This window comes from Planomonospora alba (assembly GCF_039534085.1).
In the GTDB taxonomy this organism is placed as follows: Bacteria; Actinomycetota; Actinomycetes; order Streptosporangiales; family Streptosporangiaceae; genus Planomonospora_B; species Planomonospora_B alba.
Genome location: NZ_BAAAUT010000043.1, coordinates 50,959 through 67,551, shown reverse-complemented (window position 1 = coordinate 67,551; position 16,593 = coordinate 50,959). Strand labels below are relative to the sequence as shown.

The window sequence follows — 16,593 nt, the reverse complement described above, 5'->3', positions numbered from 1 at the left end:
TCACAGAACGACATGGCTACGATCCGACTTGCGCCGGGGCGGGTCCGTCCCCGCGGCCGGCGCGCGGCGGGCGGCGGAGCGCGGGGTGCGGTGGTCGCGCATGCACTTCGACTTCCCGGTCTCGGTCATGACCGATGCATGGTATGCGCCATTGACCCTTTCATCCTATTTGTCATCATTTATGGGCATAAAGGTGGCTCATGATAGGTCTCAGTACACCTGCTCCCCGCCGACGAAGGTCATCGCCACCCGTGTCCGCCAGATGTCCTCCCGGGGCTCGGTGAACGGGTCCCGGTCCAGCACGACCAGGTCCGCGCGGTTGCCGGCCGCGATCGTGCCCGCTCCCTCGTCGTGGTTGATCCAGGCCGACCCGGCCGTGTAGGCGGTCAGCACGGTGGCCAGGTCGAGCGCCTGCCCCGGCAGGAACGGCGTGCCCGCGGTCGGGTAGTCCGCGTGCACGGACCCGCCCGGCTCGGTCCGGTTGACCGCCACGTGCATGCCCTGGATCGGGTCGGCGGTGGAGACCGGCCAGTCGCTGCCCGCGCAGAACCTCGTCCCCGCCCTCAGCAGGTCGGCGAAGGGATACTGCCAGGACGACCGCTCCTCGCCCAGGAACGGGATCGTCAGCTCGTCCATCTGCGCGTGGTGGGTGGCCCAGAGCGGCTGCAGGTTGGCGGTCACGCCGATCCGGGCGAAGCGCGGCACGTCCTGCGGGGTCACGATCTGCAGGTGCGCGATGTGGTGGCGGCGCTCGAGACGGGTGGCCGGGTCCGTGCCCTCCAGCGCGTCCAGCGCCTCCCGCACCGCCCGCTCGCCGATCGCGTGGAAGTGCACCTGGAAGCCGTGCCGGTCCAGCTCGGCGACGTACCCCTTCAGCGCCTCGGGGTCCACGTAGGACAGGCCGGTCCCGCCGCACCGGCAGTAGGGCTCGATCACCGCGGCGGTGAAGTTCTCGGCGATCCCGTCCTGCATGATCTTCACCGAGGTCGCGCGGAACGTCTCCAGCCCCTCGGCGGCCCCGCGCCGCTCCAGCAGCTCGCCGATCTGCTCGGTGCCGCGCGCCCGGTCCCACCAGAGCGCCCCCACCACGTGCGCCTTCAGCCTCCCGGAGGAGGCGGCGGCCAGGTAGGCGGGCAGCTGGTCGTCCGAGCCGGCGTAGGAGCCGACGATCGCGTCCTGCCAGCCGGTGACGCCCAGGGAGAACAGGTACGACTGGGCCTCCAGCAGCGCCTCGACCAGGTCCCGCTCGGTCGGGCGCGGGGTGAGCAGGCCCACCAGGTCCATCGCCCCCTCGTGCAGCACGCCGCAGGGGGTGCCGTCGGCGTCGCGCTCGATCCGGCCGTCAGCCGGGTCCGGGGTGTCGCGGGTGATCCCGGCCAGCTCCAGCGCCCGGCTGTTCACCCAGGCGGCGTGGTGGTCGCGCTGGATCAGGTAGACCGGCCGGTCCGTGAAGTCGAGCTGCGAGCGGTGCGGGAGCCCGCCGGGGAAGGCCGACATGTCCCAGCCGCCGCCGTCGATCCACTCCCGCTCCGGGTGGGCGGCGGCGTAGGCGGCGACCTTCTCCAGGTAAGCGTCCAGGCCGTACACCTCCGACAGGTCGCACCTGGCCCGCTCCAGCCCGGCCTGGACCGGGTGCATGTGGGCGTCGGTGACGCCCGGGATCAGCAGGCCGCCGCGCAGGTCGACGGTCTCGCAGCGGGGGGCGGCCAGCCGTGCCACGTCGGCCTCGGCGCCCGCGGCGGCGATGCGGCCGCCGCGGACCAGTACGGCCTCGGCGAAGGAGCCGGCGGCCAGGAAGGCCCGCCCGCCCCGGAACAGCAGGTCCGTCATACGTCCACCTCTCGGATGCGCGTTCTCGTCCCGGCGGCCGCGACCGCGGCGGTCATGGTCTCGGCGGCCGGTCCCGCCGGGCGCGGTCCCAGCGGTCATGATCTCAGGATCCGTCCCGCCGGCGCGGCCGGCGGCGGTGGTCCCGTCAGCGGCCGGCGATGGAGTCGGCCAGCCGGGCCAGCAGGGAGGTGCGGCCCAGCCCGGCCCGCTCCCGGGCGTCGGCCCGGCGGTACAGGTCGTAGATGGCGTGCACCCCGATCCAGCGCAGCGGCTCGACCTCCCAGCTCCGCACCCGGCGGTCCACCCACGGCAGCGCCGCCTCCTCTGTGTCCCGCCCCAGCACCAGGTCGCGCAGGGTGCGGCCGGCGAGGTTGGCCGCGGCCACCCCGTGCCCGGTGTAGCCGCCCGCCCAGCCGATCCCGGCGGTGCGGTCCACGTGCACGGTCGCGCACCAGTCGCGCGGCACGCCCAGCACCCCCGACCAGGCGTGGGCCACCCGCGAGGCCCGCACCGCCGGGAACATCCCGGCCAGCAGCTCCCAGAGCGCCTCGACCGTCCAGGCGTGCGTGCGCCCCCGGTCGTCCACCCGCGAGCCGTACAGGTACGGCTTGCCGCGGCCGCCGAACGCGATCCGCCCGTCGGCGGTGCGCTGGGCGTACATGTAGTAGTGGGCCAGGTCGCCCAGCAGCTCGCAGCCCTCCCAGCCGATCTCGTCCCAGAGCTCGCCGAGCGGCTCGGTGACGATCATGGAGCTGTTCATCGGCAGCCAGGCCCGGTGGTACTGCCGCAGCTCCGCGGTGAACCCCTCGGTGGCCCGGATGACGTAGTCCGCGCGGACCGTCCCGTACGGCGTGCGCGCGGTGCGCGGCGCGATCCCGGTGACCGGGGTGCCCTCGAAGATCTCCACCCCGAGCCCCCGCACGGCCTCGGCCAGCCCCAGCACCAGCTTGGCCGGCTGGATCCGGGCGCAGTGCGGGCTCCAGACCGCGCCGACCGCGCCGCTGACCCGCAGGCGCTCCTCCCGCTCGTCCGCCTCCAGCAGGCGCAGGTCCTCCTCGGTCCAGCCCCAGCGGCGGGCGTGCGCGACCAGCTCGTGCAGGCGCCGCTCCTGGGCGGAGTTGGTGGCGACCGTGGTGACGCCGCCCTTGACCACGTCGGCGTCGATCCCCTCGGCCGCGGCGACGGAGACGACCTCGTCGACCGCCTCGAACATCACCCGCTGGAAGCGCCGGGCCGCGTCCGCGCCGTGCGTGGCGGCGTAGCGCTCCGGCGTCCCGGCCAGCTCGCCGACCAGCCAGCCGCCGTTGCGGCCGGAGGCGCCGTACCCGGCGAACTCCTTCTCCAGGATCACGATCCGCAGGGCGGGATCGGCCTTCTTCAGGTAGTACGCGGTCCACAGGCCGGTGTAACCGGCGCCGACGATCGCCACGTCGGCCTCGCGATCCCCCGGGAGAGGAGGGCCCGCCTGGGGGACGCCCAGGGAACGGAACCAGAAAGAGACGTCACCGTTGACGAAGTCCTCAGAAAGGGGGACAGGCGTACTCATGGCCACATATCCTGCTATATCCGTCAGGTAGGCCGTACCTTCCGACGGAAACCGTTGTGCAACCGCGTCATGAGCGATCATCGCAGACGTAACGGTGGGCTCACTCCCACGTAGCAGCGCTGTAACAGGACCCCGTCATGCTTCCTGTCGGACGGAGGGAGTGTTCCGATGGGGTTCCTGCGGATACGGACGACGGTGGACGAGCGACCGGGACGGCTGGCGTCGCTGGCCGCCGCCCTCGCGGAGAAGGGCGGCAACATCCTGGGGCTCAGCGTCCACCCGGACGCCGACGGCACGGTGGACGAGTTCGTCGCGGAGATCCCCGCCTCCCCGGAGGCCGTGCGCGGAGCGCTGGAGGCGGCCGGCGGCCGCCGGGTCCAGGTCGTCCCCGCCACCGCCCACGAGCTGACCGACGAGCCCACCCGCGTGCTCCTGCTCGCCTCCCGGGTGCGCACCGCCCCCTGGCGCCTGCCCGAGCTGCTGAAGGAGCTGCTCCGCGCCGACGACGCCCGCTGGGTCTACGGCGCCGAGATGAGCGACCTGCCCGACCCGACGCTGCTCACCGTGCCGGTGGCCGCGCGCCGGGCGATCCGGCTGCGCCGCGCCGAGCTGGCCTTCACGCTGACCGAGGCCGCCCGGGCCGCCGCGTTCGTCCGGCTGGCGCAGCCCCCCGCCGAGGCGCCCGCCTCCGCCGAACGGGTCGTCAAACTCTCCGACGGCACCGAGACCGAGGTCAGGCCGCTCACCTCGGGCTACCGCGAGGCCGTGCGCGACCTGCACGAGCGCTGCTCGCCGGAGAGCCGCCGCTTCCGCTACTTCACCGCGATGCCCGCGCTGCCGGAGAGCGTCTTCGACCGGCTCTGCGACCGCGGCCGGGGCCACTCCGTCGTCGCCGGCCGCGACGGGCAGGTGGTCGCGCTGGCCACCTTGATGTTCACCCCCGACCCCGGGATCGCCGAGCTGGCCTTCCTGGTCGAGGACCGCTGGCAGGGCAGGGGGCTGGGCACCGCCCTGGCCAGGATGCTCGTCGCCGAGGCCCGCGACCTGGGCTTCGCGGAGGTGAAGGCGGTCCTGCTCTCCGACAACGCGCGCATGCGCAGGCTCATGGTCTCGCTCGGGGCGACCCTGGGCTACACCGACGACCCCGGCGTGGTGGAGGCCAGGCTGGCGGTAGGCGTGATGGCGACGGCGTCCCCGAGCTGAACCCGTCACATCGATCCCCTGGTCCGAGGGGGGCTCAGGGCCCCTCGGACCAGGGGATCACCCCTGTCCGGCGTGCCCGGCGGACGGCGGCTCCCGCCCGCCGCCTCCCCGGGCGCGCCGGGGCGGCGGCGTCCGCCCCGGCGGCCACGGCCCGGGGAGAACCCGGCGGATACGCCTCGAAGCACCCCACGGCACGACCGGGAAGCTGAATCTCACATTTTCCTGTCAGATTATGCCGATCTCTCTGTCCCGGCCCGGTACGGCCTGCGTAGGGTCGCGGCATGGAGAAGATCCACGACTTCATCGACGCGCTGCCCAAGGCCGAGCTCCACGTCCACCTCGTCGGCTCCGCCTCCGTGCCGACGGTCCTGGAGCTGGCCCGCCGCCATCCCGGCGGGCCCGTGCCGGCCACCGAGGAGGAGCTGCGCGCCTTCTACGTCTTCCGGGACTTCCTCGACTTCGCCCGGGTCTACCGGGCCGTCAACGCGCTGGTCCGCGAGCCCGAGGACGTCGCCACCCTGGTGACGGGCCTGGCCCGCGACCTCGCCGGGCAGAACGGCCGCTACGCCGAGGTGACCGTCACGCCGTACGCCCACCACATGGTGGGCATGCCGCGCAGGGCCGTCACCGAGGCGCTGGACCTCGCCGCCCGCCGCGCCCTCGACGAGCACGGCGTCCGGATCGGCTACATCTTCGACATCCCCGGCGAGTTCGGCGCCGAGGCCGCCCGGATCACCCTGGAGCACGCCCTCGAAGAGCCCCCGCAGGCGCTGGTGGCCTTCGGCCTGGCCGGGATCGAGCAGGAGCGCGTCCACCACCGCGACGCCTTCCGGGACGCCTTCCGCGCCGCCCGGGCCGCCGGCCTGCACAGCGTCCCGCACGCCGGGGAGATGACCGGCCCCGAGACGATCTGGGAGGTCGTCGACCACCTCGGCGCCGAGCGGATCGGCCACGGCATCTCCTGCCTGGACGACCCCCGCCTCGTCGCCCGCCTGCGCGAGGAGGCGATCCCCCTGGACGTCTGCCCCGTCTCCAACGTCCGCACCGGCCAGGTCGCCCGGATCGAGGACCACCCGCTCCCGCGCCTGCTGGCCGAGGGCCTGACCGTCACGCTGGGCAGCGACGACCCGCCCATGTTCGCCACCACGCTGACCAACGAGTACCGCGTCGCCGCCGACGTCTTCGGCCTCGACGAGAAGGCCCTCGCCGGCCTCGCCCGCAACGCCGTCACCGCCTCCTACCTCGACGACGGTGCCAAGCGGGACCTCCTCGCCGAGATCGACGCGCTGCTCTGAGCCCCGTCACGGGGCCGGCCCGTCCTCCGCCCGCCACCCGGCGCACTCGCCCAGATAGGCGTCCAGGTGCTCGGCCACGAAGCGGCCGGCGTCCCAGTCCTCGGCGGACGCCGCCGCGGGATCGGCGCTGACGTAGGCCCACCCCCGCCGCGCGTCCGTCAGCTCGACGGGCCGCAGCTCGTACATCGGGCCCTCGTACTCGTCCAGGACGCGCCACTCCGCCGCGGTCAGGCCCGTGATCAGCAGGCCGCGGGCGGTCCCCTCCGGCGCGGGCACGAGCACGGGATAGACCCGGCCCGGCAGGCGGGCGGCCCGCCACCCCGCGACCTCCGCCGGAGCGCTGTCCGGCACCCGCCCGAGCAGCGCCCGCAGCACCTCGGGGAACATCAGCGTCCCGTAGACGAACAGCGCCCGGCCCTCCGCCGGGGCCCGCCCCTCGGCGTCCTGCGGCACCCGCCCCGCCGTCTCGGTCCCGTCCACGCCCACCCGCACCTCCGTGGCGTCCTGTACGCCCCGGCATCCTAGACAGGAGGGGAGGGGCGGGAGGCGGTCGCTCCCCCTCCTCCCGCGGCGACGAGGCCCCGGGCAGAGCGGCGTACCCCGGCGGCTCGGCGTCCGTGGCGGGATCACCGGCACCGGGCGTCCGGCCGGCTTGCGGCGGTCGGCGTGCGTCCCGATCCGGTCAGGCCGGCGGGGGCTGCTGACGGTAGGAGGACAGGGGCGGGGCCGTCCTGGTGGCGAGGAACTCGGTGATCCGGTAGTCGGCCACCTTCTCGACGCTGAAGGGGTCGGTCGCCACGAGGGCCTCGACGGCCGCGCGGTCCTCGCCGACGGCGACGATCACTCCGCCGTCGCGCGGGACCTTGCGGCCGGAGGCGATGAAGACCCCGGCCTCGTACTGCTCGTCCAGCCACGCGACGTGATCCGCCAGGAGGGCGTCGACACGCTCGACGGGGGCGGTGTAGGTGAGTTCGAGGATGAACATGGCCGCCAGACTAACCGGGGCGCCCGGGCCGCCCGGCGGCGGCGGGGCCACCGCGCGGCCCGCAGGCGGGACCCGGCCGGACCGCGCCCCGGGACCCGGCCGGAAGGACCGGCCGGGCGGGGAGGCGGAGAACGGCCTCAGGGAGAGGAGATCCGGCTGAGCGAGGCGGGGATCTTCGCGGCGGAGGCGCGGTCCAGCAGGAACAGGGTGCGCCGCCGCCCCCGCGCCCCGGCCGCCGGGACCTGCACCGGCCCCGAGTCGTCGGCCAGCGCCAGCCGTACGGCGCCCGCCTTGTCGGCGCCCGCCGCGACGACCCACACCTCGCGCGCCCCCTGGATGACCGGCATCGTCAACGAGATCCGGGTGGGCGGCGGCTTGGGAGAGCCGTGCACGGCCACCGCGGTCCGGGTGTCGTACAGCGCGGGCATCTCCGGGAACAGCGACGCCACGTGCGCGTCCGGGCCCATGCCCAGCAGCAGCACGTCGAAGGCGGGCGCGGGCCCGTGGTCCTCCGGCCGGGCGGCCCGGCGCAGCTCCTCGGCGTAGGCGTCGGCGGACTCCTCGGCGGACATGCCCGAGTCGGGGCCGCGCATCACGTGCACCCGGGCCGGGTCGACGTCGACGTGGTCCAGCAGGGCCTTGCGGGCGCCGGTCTCGTTGCGTTCCGGGTCGCCGGAGGGCAGGAAGCGCTCGTCGCCCCACCAGATGTCCAGGTTGCGCCAGTCGACGGCGTCGCGGGCCGGGCTGGCGGCGATCTCGGCCAGCGTGGCGATGCCGACCGTGCCGCCGGTCAGGACCAGGGAGGCCGAGCCCTTGGCCGACTGCACGTCGACCAGGCGGGTGATCACCCGGGCGGCGACGGCCTTGGCGAGCATGTCGGCGTCCCGGTGGACGACGACGGTGGGAACACTCACAGCGTGATCTCTCTGACTCGGGGATCGGGCGGGGGCGGGGCGGACCCGTCCCCCGCCCGTCAGGACTTGTGCGTACGGGCGACCCGCCGGATCGCGGCCTCGTAGATCTCGTCCGGGTCCAGGCGGCGCAGCTCCTCGGCGAGCAGCTCCTCGGTCGGGCGGCGGGCCAGGGCGACCTGGCGGTCCGGCTGGCCCGGCCGGGAGAACGTGGCCAGGCGCGCGTCGGAGCGGCTGATGACGATGTCACCCTCGGCGGTGGTCAGCCGGACGCAGGTCAGGCCGGGACCGCCGGACTCGGCGACCTTCACCGGCGCGCCGAGCCGCTCGCCCAGCCAGGCGGCCAGCAGCGGGGCGCTGGCGTGGTCGGGCGAGGCCTCCACGACGCCCTTCTTCACCTTGCCCACCGGCTGGTCGAACGCGGCGGCCAGCAGGCTCCGCCACGGCGTCAGCCGGGTCCAGGCCAGGTCGGTGTCGCCCGGCGTGTAGCTGCGGGCCCGGCCCGCGATCGCCTGCACCCGCTCCGGCGCCGCCCGCGCGTCGAGGATCCGGCGCTGGGCGAGCATCCCGACCGGGTCCTTGGCCGGGACCTCCGGGCAGCTCTTCGGCCACCAGGCGACCACCGGCGTGTCGGTGAGCAGCAGCGGGCTGACCACCGAGTCGGCGTGCCGGGTCAGCTCGCCGTACAGGCGGAGCAGGACCACCTCGCCCGGCGTGGTCTCCCCGACGCGCAGCTCCGCGTCGAGCCGGTTCGGCTCGGCGGGGTCGCGCATGACGACGACCAGGATCCGGGACGGGTGCGCGCGGGCCGCCTCGGTCGCGGCGCGGGTCGCGTCGTACTGGCTGGCCTCGTCGCAGACCACCACCAGCGTCAGCACCATGCCGACCGCCGGGCTGCCCAGCTGGTGGCGGAGGTGGGTGAGGTGGGAGGAGATCTTCGACGCGGTGGTGTCGGTGAGCATGAAGCTCGGCATCTACAGCCTCCTCCAGACGCGCCCGTCGCGGGCCATCATCTCGTCGGCCGAGGCGGGGCCCCAGGTGCCCGCGGGGTAGTCCTCCGGCGGCCCCTGCGTGGCCCAGAACTCCTCGATCGGGTCGAGGATCTTCCACGACAGCTCCACCTCGCGCTGGTGCGGGAAGAGCGGCGGGTCGCCGATCAGCACGTCCAGCAGGAGCCGCTCGTAGGCCTCGGGGGAGGACTCCATGAACGACTCGCCGTAGGCGAAGTCCATCGAGACGTCCCGGACCTCCATCGCGGTCCCCGGCACCTTCGAGCCGAACCGCACCGTGACGCCCTCGTCCGGCTGGACCCGGATGACCAGCGCGTTGTGCCCCAGTATCTCGGTCTCGTCCTTGCTGAACGGCAGGTGCGGCGCCTTCTGGAACACCACGGCGACCTCGGTCACCCGGCGCCCGAGCCGCTTGCCGGTGCGCAGGTAGAACGGCACGCCCGCCCAGCGGCGGTTGGCGATCTCCAGCTTGATCGCGGCGTAGGTCTCGGTGACCGAGTCGGCGGGGATGCCCTCCTCCTCGGTGTAGCCGACGACCGGTTCGCCGCCCTGCCAGCCGGCCGCGTAGCGCCCGCGCGCCGTGCTGCGCGCCAGGTCGTGCGGGAGCTGCACCGCCCGCAGGACCTTCTCCTTCTCCCGGCGCAGCGCGTCGGCGTCGAAGGAGGTGGGATCCTCCATCGCCACCAGCGCCAGCAGCTGGAGCAGGTGGTTCTGGATCACGTCGCGGGCCGCGCCGATGCCGTCGTAGTAGCCCGCCCGGCCGCCGATGCCGATGTCCTCGGCCATCGTGATCTGGACGTGGTCGACGTATCCGCGGTTCCAGATCGGCTCGAACAGGTTGTTGGCGAACCGCAGCGCCATGATGTTCTGGACGGTCTCCTTGCCCAGGTAGTGGTCGATGCGGAACACCGAGCTCTCCGGGAAGACCGCGCTGGTGATCGCGTTGAGCTCCCGGGCGCTGGCCAGGTTGTGCCCGAAGGGCTTCTCGATCACCACCCGGCGCCAGGAGCCGGCCGGGCCGTGCGCCACGCCGGTCCGCTTGAGCTGCTCGACCACGACCGGGAAGAACTTCGGCGGCACCGACAGGTAGAAGCCGTAGTTGCCGCCGGTGCCCCGGGTCTCGTCGATCTCCGCGAGCATCATCGCCAGCGCGTCGAACGCGCCGTCGTCGGTGAACTCCCCCGGGCAGAAGAAGATGCCCTCCGACAGCTGCCGCCAGACCTCCTCGCGGAACGGCGTGCGCGCGTTCGCCTTGACCGCGTCGTAGGTCAGCTGCGCGAAGTCCTGGTCCTGCCAGTCGCGGCGGGCGAAGCCGACCAGGGAGAAGCCCGGGGGCAGCAGCCCCCGGTTCGCCAGGTCGTAGATCGCGGGGAGCAGTTTCTTGCGCGCCAGGTCGCCGGTCACGCCGAACAGCACCAGCACGCACGGCCCCGCCACGCGGGGCAGGCGCTTGTCCCGGGGGTCGCGCAGCGGATTGGCCGCCACGCGCTCCTCGGTGGTGGGGGCGGTCGCGGCCGCCGAGGCGGCGGCCACGGCCTCCTCGACCTGCACTCCCTGCTCCTGCTGCGTCATCAGACCTCCCGCTGCTCCGTCATCAGACCTCCCGCGCGGCTTCGAGCAGACGCGCCACCCCGGCCACGCGGTCGGTCAGGTGCAGCCGCACGGTCGGACGGCCCCGGCTGGTCAGCGCGCCCTGGTCGCCCAGCGCCTGCGCCAGCTGGAGCCGCCCCAGGGTGTACGGCCTGCCGGGGACCTCCAGGTCGTCGCCCGCCTCCCCGGTGATCTGCAGGAACACGCCGTTCTGCGGCCCGCCCTTGTGGTACTGGCCGGTGGAGTGCAGGAACCGGGGCCCCCACCCGAAGGTGACGGGCCGGTCGGTGCGGACCGCCAGCAGACCGCGGAGGGTGGCCGGGTCGGCCGCGCTCCAGGCGTCGGTCATGACCTCGAACGAGGCGCCCTCGGCCACGGGGGCGTCGAAGGCCGCCTCCCGGTCGAGGTAGGCCATCACCGCCAGGTAGCCGTCGTCCGGGATCGCCTGCAGCAGCCGGGTGAACACGTCGGACAGGTCCTTGGCGTCCTGCAGGTCCTCGCCGTAGACCTCGACCGGCCCGTCCACCAGCACGGGCGTGCCCAGCGGCAGGTCGCCCGCCTCCAGCAGCCTGCTGGTGTTCTCCTTGGACTCGGTCACGTTCGGCTGGTTGAACGGGTCGATGCCCAGGACCCGGCCGGCGACCGCGGTGGCGTACTCCCAGACGAGGAACTGCGCGCCCAGCGGGCCGGCCACGGTCACCGAGCCGTCGGAGTCGATCCCGGCGACCAGCTCGTCGTCGCTGTCGTTCGGGTCGGCCCCGACGACCGGCAGGATGCCCTTGCCGGACTTGCCGGTGGACTCGGCGATCAGCTGCTCGATCCAGTCGGGCAGGCCGTTGATCTCCGACATGCCGTCCTCCAGGACGAGCTTGTCGCGTCCGGCCAGCGCGGCGGCGCCCAGCGCGGCGCCGAGCTCCAGGCCCGGGTTGCCCTCGGCCTGCGCCAGCAGCGGCCGGACCGCGTCGGCGTCGTCGAGGAGCTTCAGCACGTCGGCCCCGGCCAGCGCGCTGGGCACCAGGCCGAAGGCCGACAGGGCGCTGTAGCGCCCGCCCACGTTGGGGTCGGCGAGGATGACCGGGTAGCCCGCCTCGATGGCGGCCTGCTCCAGCGGCGAGCCCGGGTCGGTGACCACGACGATCCGCTCGGCCGGGTCGATCCCGGCCTCGCGGAAGGCCTGCTCGTAGATGCGGCGGTGGCTGTCGGTCTCGACCGTGCCGCCGCTCTTGCTGGCCACCACGACGATGGTCCGCTCCAGCCGGTCGGCCAGGGCGCGGCGGACCTGGCCGGGGTCGGTGGTGTCGAGCACGGTCAGCGGCACGTCGGCGCTGGTGCAGATGACCTCGGGGGCGAGCGAGGAGCCGCCCATGCCGGCGAGGACCACGTGGTCCAGGCCCTGGGCCCGGGCCCGCTCGACCAGGATGCCGATCTCGGGGAGCAGCTCCCGGCTGGTGAGGGGCAGGTTGAGCCAGCCCAGGCGGATGGCCGCCTCGGCCTGCGCCTCCTCGCCCCACAGGGTGGCGTCGCCAGCCGCCAGGCGCTCGTGGACCCGGTCGGCGACCAGCGCCCTGACCGTCTCGGCGGCCAGAGCGGCCAGGCGCTCCTCGTTGAACGTCACGGTCACTGCCATGCGCCTCACGCCTTCCGCAGCTCGGCGCCGACGGTGGCCAGCAGCTCGGTCCAGGACGCCTCGAACTTCTCCACGCCCTCGTCCTCCAGCACCCGCACCACGTCGTCGTAGTCGATGCCGGCGTCCTTCAGCGCGGCCATGGTGTCCCAGGCCTGCCGGTAGGAGGCGCGGACGGTGTCGCCGGTGATCCTGCCGTGGTCGGCGACGGCGTCCAGGGTCTTCTCCGGCATGGTGTTGACCGTGCCGGCGGTGACGAGCTCGTCGACGTAGAGGGTGTCGGGGTAGCTCGGGTCCTTGGTGCCGGTGGAGGCCCACAGCGGGCGCTGGGGGCGGGCCCCGGCGGCCTGCAGCGCCTGCCAGCGCGGGGAGTTCACGACCTCCTCGAAGGCGGCGTAGGCCAGGCGGGCGTTGGCGACGGCGGCCTTGCCCTTGAGGGCCTTCGCCTCGGGGGTGCCGATCTGCTCCAGGCGCTTGTCGATCTCGGTGTCGACGCGGCTGACGAAGAAGGAGGCCACGGACTCGATGGCGGCCAGGTTGAGCCCGGCGGCCTGGGCCTGCTCCAGGCCGGTCAGCCAGGCGTCCATCACGGCGCGGTAGCGCTCCAGGGAGAAGATCAGCGTGACGTTGACGCTGATGCCCTCCGCGATGGCGCGGGTGATCGCGGGCAGGCCCTCGACCGTCGCCGGGATCTTGATGAACAGGTTGGGCCGGTCGACCATCCACCACAGCGCGCGCGCCTCGGCGATGGTCTTCTCGGTCTCCCGGGCCAGGCGCGGGTCCACCTCGATGGAGACCCGGCCGTCCACCCCGCCGGTGGCGTCGTAGACCGGCCGCAGCACGTCGGCCGCCCAGCGGATGTCGTAGGTGGTGATGGCGCGGACCGCCTCCTCGACGCCCACGCCGCGCACGGCCAGGTCGTGCAGCTGCGTGTCGTAGGCGTCGCCCTTGCTCAGCGCGGAGGCGAAGATCGTCGGGTTGGAGGTGACGCCGACCACGCTCTTGTCGCGGATCAGCGCCGCCAGGTTGCCGCTGCGCAGCCGCTCGCGGCTGATGTCGTCCAGCCAGATGGACACGCCGTGGCCGGAGAGGCTCTTCAGGATCTCGCTCATGGTGATCAGTTTCCCGTCGTCTCGCCCTTGTCGGCCCCGGTCTTGGCGAGGCTGCCCTTGGCGGCCGCGACCACGCGCTCCGCGGTGAGGCCGAACTGCTGGAAAAGGGTGCGGTAGGGAGCGGACGCGCCGAAGTGCTCCAGGCTGACCACTACCCCGTCGTCCCCGACGAACTCCCGCCAGCCGAGCGCGATGCCCGCCTCGACGGCGACGCGCGCGCGGACCGAGGGCGGCAGCACGGTCTGCCGGTAGGCGGCGTCCTGGGCGTGGAACCACTCCACGCACGGCATCGACACGACCCGGGTCGGCACGCCCTCGGCCTCCAGGACCTTGCGCGCCTCGACGGCCAGCTCGACTTCCGAACCGGTGGCGATCAGGATCACCCTGGGCTGCCCGTCGGAGGCGTCCTCGAGCACGTAACCGCCCCTGGCGACCTTGCGGTGGTCGCCGGTGCCCTCGTAGACCGGGAGGTTCTGCCGGGTCAGCGCCAGCGCGGCCGGGCGGTCGGTGTGCTCCAGCACGACCCGCCACGCGGCGGCGGTCTCGTTGGCGTCGGCCGGGCGGACCACGTCGAGGCCGGGGATCGCGCGCAGCGCCCACAGGTGCTCGACCGGCTGGTGGGTCGGGCCGTCCTCGCCCAGGCCGATGGAGTCGTGCGTCCACACGTAGGTGACGGGCAGCTTCATCAGCGCCGCCAGCCGTACGGCGGGGCGCATGTAGTCGCTGAAGACCAGGAAGGTGCCGCCGTAGGGGCGGGTGCCGCCGTGCAGCGCGATGCCGTTGAGGATCGCCCCCATGCCGTGCTCGCGGATGCCGAAGTGCAGCGTCCGCCCGTAGGGGCCGCCCGGGAACGCCTTGGTCTGGTACTCCTCGGGGATGAAGGACGGCTCGCCCTTCATCGTGGTGTTGTTGGACTCGGCCAGGTCGGCCGAGCCGCCCCACAGCTCCGGCAGGACCGGCGCCAGCGCGCTGAGCACCTCGCCGGACGCCTTGCGGGTGGCCACCGAGGTGCCGGGCTCGAAGGACGGCAGCGCCTTGTACCAGCCGTCCGGCAGCTCCCGCCTGGAGATCCGGTCGAACTCGGCGGCGCGCTCGGGGGTGGCCTCCCGCCAGGCGTGGTAGGCCTTGTCCCACTCGGCGCGGGCGGCCCGGCCCCGCTGCACGACGCGGCGGGCGTGCTCCAGCACGTCGTCCGGGACGTCGAAGGACTTCTCCGGGTCCATGCCCATGATCTTCTTCGTCGCGGCGATCTCCTCCTCGCCGAGCGCCGCGCCGTGGATCTTGCCGGTGTTCTGCTTGTTGGGCGCGGGCCAGCCGATGACCGTGCGCAGCCGGATGAAGGACGGCTTGTCGGTGACGGCGCGGGCGGCCTCCAGCGCGTCGTACAGCTCCTGGACGTCCTCGACGTACTCGCCGGTGCGGGTCCAGTCGACCGTCTGCACGTGCCAGCCGTACGCCTCGTAGCGCTTGACGATGTCCTCGCTCAGCGCGATCTGCGTGTCGTCCTCGATGGAGATGTGGTTGCTGTCGAAGACGACGACCAGGTTGCCGAGCTTCTGGTGGCCGGCCAGGGCGCTGACCTCGTGGCTGATGCCCTCCTCGATGTCGCCCTCGGAGGCGAAGCACCAGATCATGTGGTCGAACGGCGAGGTGCCCGGCGCGGCGTCCGGATCGAACAGGCCGCGCTCGCGGCGGGCCGCCATCGCCATGCCGACCGCGTTGCCGATGCCCTGGCCGAGCGGGCCGGTGGTGGTCTCCACGCCGGCGGTGTGGCCGTACTCGGGGTGGCCCGGGGTCAGGCTCTCCCACTGGCGCAGCATCTGGAGGTCGTGCAGGGTCAGGCCGTAGCCCGACAGGTAGAGCTGGATGTACAGGGTCAGGCTGGAGTGCCCGCAGGACAGCACGAAGCGGTCCCGCCCCGCCCAGCAGGGGTCGGACGGGTCGTGGCGCATCACGTGCTGGAAAAGCAGATATGCGGCGGGGGCCAGGCTCATCGCGGTGCCGGGGTGGCCCGATCCCGCCTTCTCTACCGCGTCCATCGCCAGGGCCCTTACGACGTCGACCGCCCGACGGTCGAGGTCGCTCCATTCGAGGGCTGGCACGAGTTCGCTGCTCAAGTGCTCGATCTCCGGATCTAGTCGTGTTGGTGGCGCCGGTTGGCATTTCCCGCCCACAACGGACCCTAACGGTTCGACCTTGCTACCGTGGCGTAGGCCCAGCCGCGACAGGCCCGCGGAAATTGTGAGCAGCAGAGATGGGATACCCCTCCGGGGGCGCTCCATCGCGCGCCGCGCCACCCCCGTTCCGGGACCGGCCCCTCCTGCAACTACAGTGAGTCCTCACGGCCGGTCACCGGCCCGCCGTACTCCACGGATCCGCGTCGATCAGAGGTAAGCGTTGACCCCGCACGTGCTGGAAGCGCCCTAGATGGTGCTGACCGACAAGCAACCGACGGCCCCGCCGCGCGCGGGCGCGGCGCCGGGCGGCGCGCCGCGCTCCTTCGCCGACGTCGTCAAGGCCTACGTCGCCCTGACCAAGCCGCGGATCATCGAGCTGCTGCTGATCACGACGCTGCCGGTGATGTTCCTGGCGGCCAAGGGGCTGCCGCCGCTGTGGACCGCCGTCAACACGCTGGTGTTCGGCACCCTCTCGGCGGGCAGCGCGAACGCGCTGAACTGCTACATCGACCGCGACATCGACGCCGCGATGCGCCGGACCCGGCGCCGGCCCCTGGCGCGCGAGCAGGTCCCGCCGCGCAACGCGCTGGTCTTCGGCGTGGTCCTCGGCGCCGTGTCCACGCTCGGCCTCGGGCTGACGGTGAACTGGCTCGCGGCCGGGCTCTCGCTCGCCGCGAACCTGTTCTACGTCTTCGTCTACTCGATGATCCTGAAGCGGCGCACCCCGCAGAACGTCGTGTGGGGCGGCATCGCGGGCTGCATGCCGGTGCTGATCGGCTGGGCCGGGGTCACCGGGAGCCTCGACTGGGCGCCGGTGGTGCTGTTCGGCGTGGTGTTCTTCTGGACGCCCCCGCACACCTGGACCCTCGCCATGCGCTACAAGGAGGACTACGCCGCGGCGAAGGTCCCCATGCTCCCGGTGGTCGCCACCGAGCGCCGCGTCGTGCTGGAGAGCATCGTCTACACCTGGGCGACCGTGCTCTGCTCGCTGCTGCTGTGGCCGCTGGCGGGCACCACCCCGCTCTACCCCGCGGTGGCCCTGGTGCTCGGCGCGGCCTGCCTGTGGGAGGTCCACGGCCTGCTCAACCGGGTCAACGCCGGCAAGACCGGGGTGGACCTGCGCCCGATGCGCTTCTTCCACTGGTCCAACGCCTACCTGGCGCTGCTCTTCCTCGCCGTCGCGATCGACTCGATGCTCGTCTGATCAGGGCCGGTCCCCCGCGGCCCCGCCGTGATCCGGAAATGGCCGGAACCGGCCGCTCGCGGCCCGCGGGGCGGGGGACAGGCCCGGGGCGATCGGTTACGGTTTC

Annotated in this window: 13 protein-coding genes; 3 read left to right on the top strand and 10 right to left on the bottom strand. The window is 73.4% G+C overall.

Going from position 1 to position 16,593, the window contains the following annotated elements; all coding sequences use genetic code 11:
* Positions 1-210: 210 nt before the first annotated feature.
* Together ABD823_RS24270 and ABD823_RS24265 are read right to left on the bottom strand one after the other, a co-directional pair.
* The gene (locus tag ABD823_RS24270) at positions 211-1,830 is read right to left on the bottom strand and encodes an amidohydrolase (protein ID WP_344863355.1); all 1,620 of its coding nucleotides are present in this window, start codon (positions 1,828-1,830) and stop codon (positions 211-213) included.
* A gap of 145 nt (positions 1,831-1,975) precedes the next feature.
* Positions 1,976-3,376, bottom strand: coding sequence for an NAD(P)/FAD-dependent oxidoreductase (locus tag ABD823_RS24265; protein ID WP_344863353.1), 1,401 nt, complete (start codon positions 3,374-3,376; stop codon positions 1,976-1,978).
* A gap of 195 nt (positions 3,377-3,571) precedes the next feature.
* Between ABD823_RS24265 and ABD823_RS24260 the strand changes: the two genes are divergently transcribed.
* A complete protein-coding gene (locus ABD823_RS24260; RefSeq protein ID WP_344863352.1) occupies positions 3,572-4,579 on the top strand; it encodes a GNAT family N-acetyltransferase in 1,008 nt (335 codons plus the stop codon).
* 281 nt (positions 4,580-4,860) lie between these two features.
* Positions 4,861-5,874 carry an adenosine deaminase gene (add, locus tag ABD823_RS24255; RefSeq protein ID WP_344863351.1) on the top strand — a complete coding sequence of 338 codons (1,014 nt, stop codon included), beginning with the start codon at positions 4,861-4,863 and terminating at the stop codon, positions 5,872-5,874.
* Positions 5,875-5,880: 6 nt separating this feature from the next.
* Here add and ABD823_RS24250 read toward each other — a convergent pair whose 3' ends face one another.
* From ABD823_RS24250 to tkt, 8 genes are all read right to left on the bottom strand, one after another.
* Positions 5,881-6,354, bottom strand: coding sequence for a gamma-glutamylcyclotransferase family protein (locus tag ABD823_RS24250; protein ID WP_344863349.1), 474 nt, complete (start codon positions 6,352-6,354; stop codon positions 5,881-5,883).
* Between the two features lie 202 nt (positions 6,355-6,556).
* Positions 6,557-6,859: a YciI family protein gene (locus ABD823_RS24245; protein ID WP_344863347.1), complete on the bottom strand. Its 303-nt coding sequence runs from the start codon at positions 6,857-6,859 to the stop codon at positions 6,557-6,559.
* A 137-nt stretch (positions 6,860-6,996) separates the two neighbouring features.
* Entirely contained in the window at positions 6,997-7,773 is a 777-nt protein-coding gene (gene pgl / locus ABD823_RS24240) for a 6-phosphogluconolactonase (RefSeq protein WP_344863345.1), read from the bottom strand.
* A 59-nt stretch (positions 7,774-7,832) separates the two neighbouring features.
* Positions 7,833-8,744, bottom strand: a complete 912-nt coding sequence (locus ABD823_RS24235) for a glucose-6-phosphate dehydrogenase assembly protein OpcA (protein ID WP_344863343.1) — start codon at positions 8,742-8,744, stop codon at positions 7,833-7,835.
* Positions 8,745-10,352: a glucose-6-phosphate dehydrogenase gene (gene zwf, locus ABD823_RS24230; RefSeq protein WP_344863341.1), complete on the bottom strand. Its 1,608-nt coding sequence runs from the start codon at positions 10,350-10,352 to the stop codon at positions 8,745-8,747. It abuts the gene before it with no gap.
* Positions 10,353-10,374: 22 nt separating this feature from the next.
* The gene (locus ABD823_RS24225) at positions 10,375-11,997 is read right to left on the bottom strand and encodes a glucose-6-phosphate isomerase (RefSeq protein ID WP_344863339.1); all 1,623 of its coding nucleotides are present in this window, start codon (positions 11,995-11,997) and stop codon (positions 10,375-10,377) included.
* Between the two features lie 5 nt (positions 11,998-12,002).
* A complete protein-coding gene (tal, locus tag ABD823_RS24220; protein ID WP_344863337.1) occupies positions 12,003-13,106 on the bottom strand; it encodes a transaldolase in 1,104 nt (367 codons plus the stop codon).
* Between the two features lie 5 nt (positions 13,107-13,111).
* Positions 13,112-15,145: a transketolase gene (gene tkt / locus ABD823_RS24215; RefSeq protein ID WP_344863366.1), complete on the bottom strand. Its 2,034-nt coding sequence runs from the start codon at positions 15,143-15,145 to the stop codon at positions 13,112-13,114.
* Positions 15,146-15,533: 388 nt separating this feature from the next.
* Here tkt and ABD823_RS24210 point away from each other — a divergent pair, with 388 nt between their 5' ends.
* Positions 15,534-16,487: a heme o synthase gene (locus ABD823_RS24210; RefSeq protein WP_344863335.1), complete on the top strand. Its 954-nt coding sequence runs from the start codon at positions 15,534-15,536 to the stop codon at positions 16,485-16,487.
* Positions 16,488-16,593 lie beyond the last annotated feature (106 nt).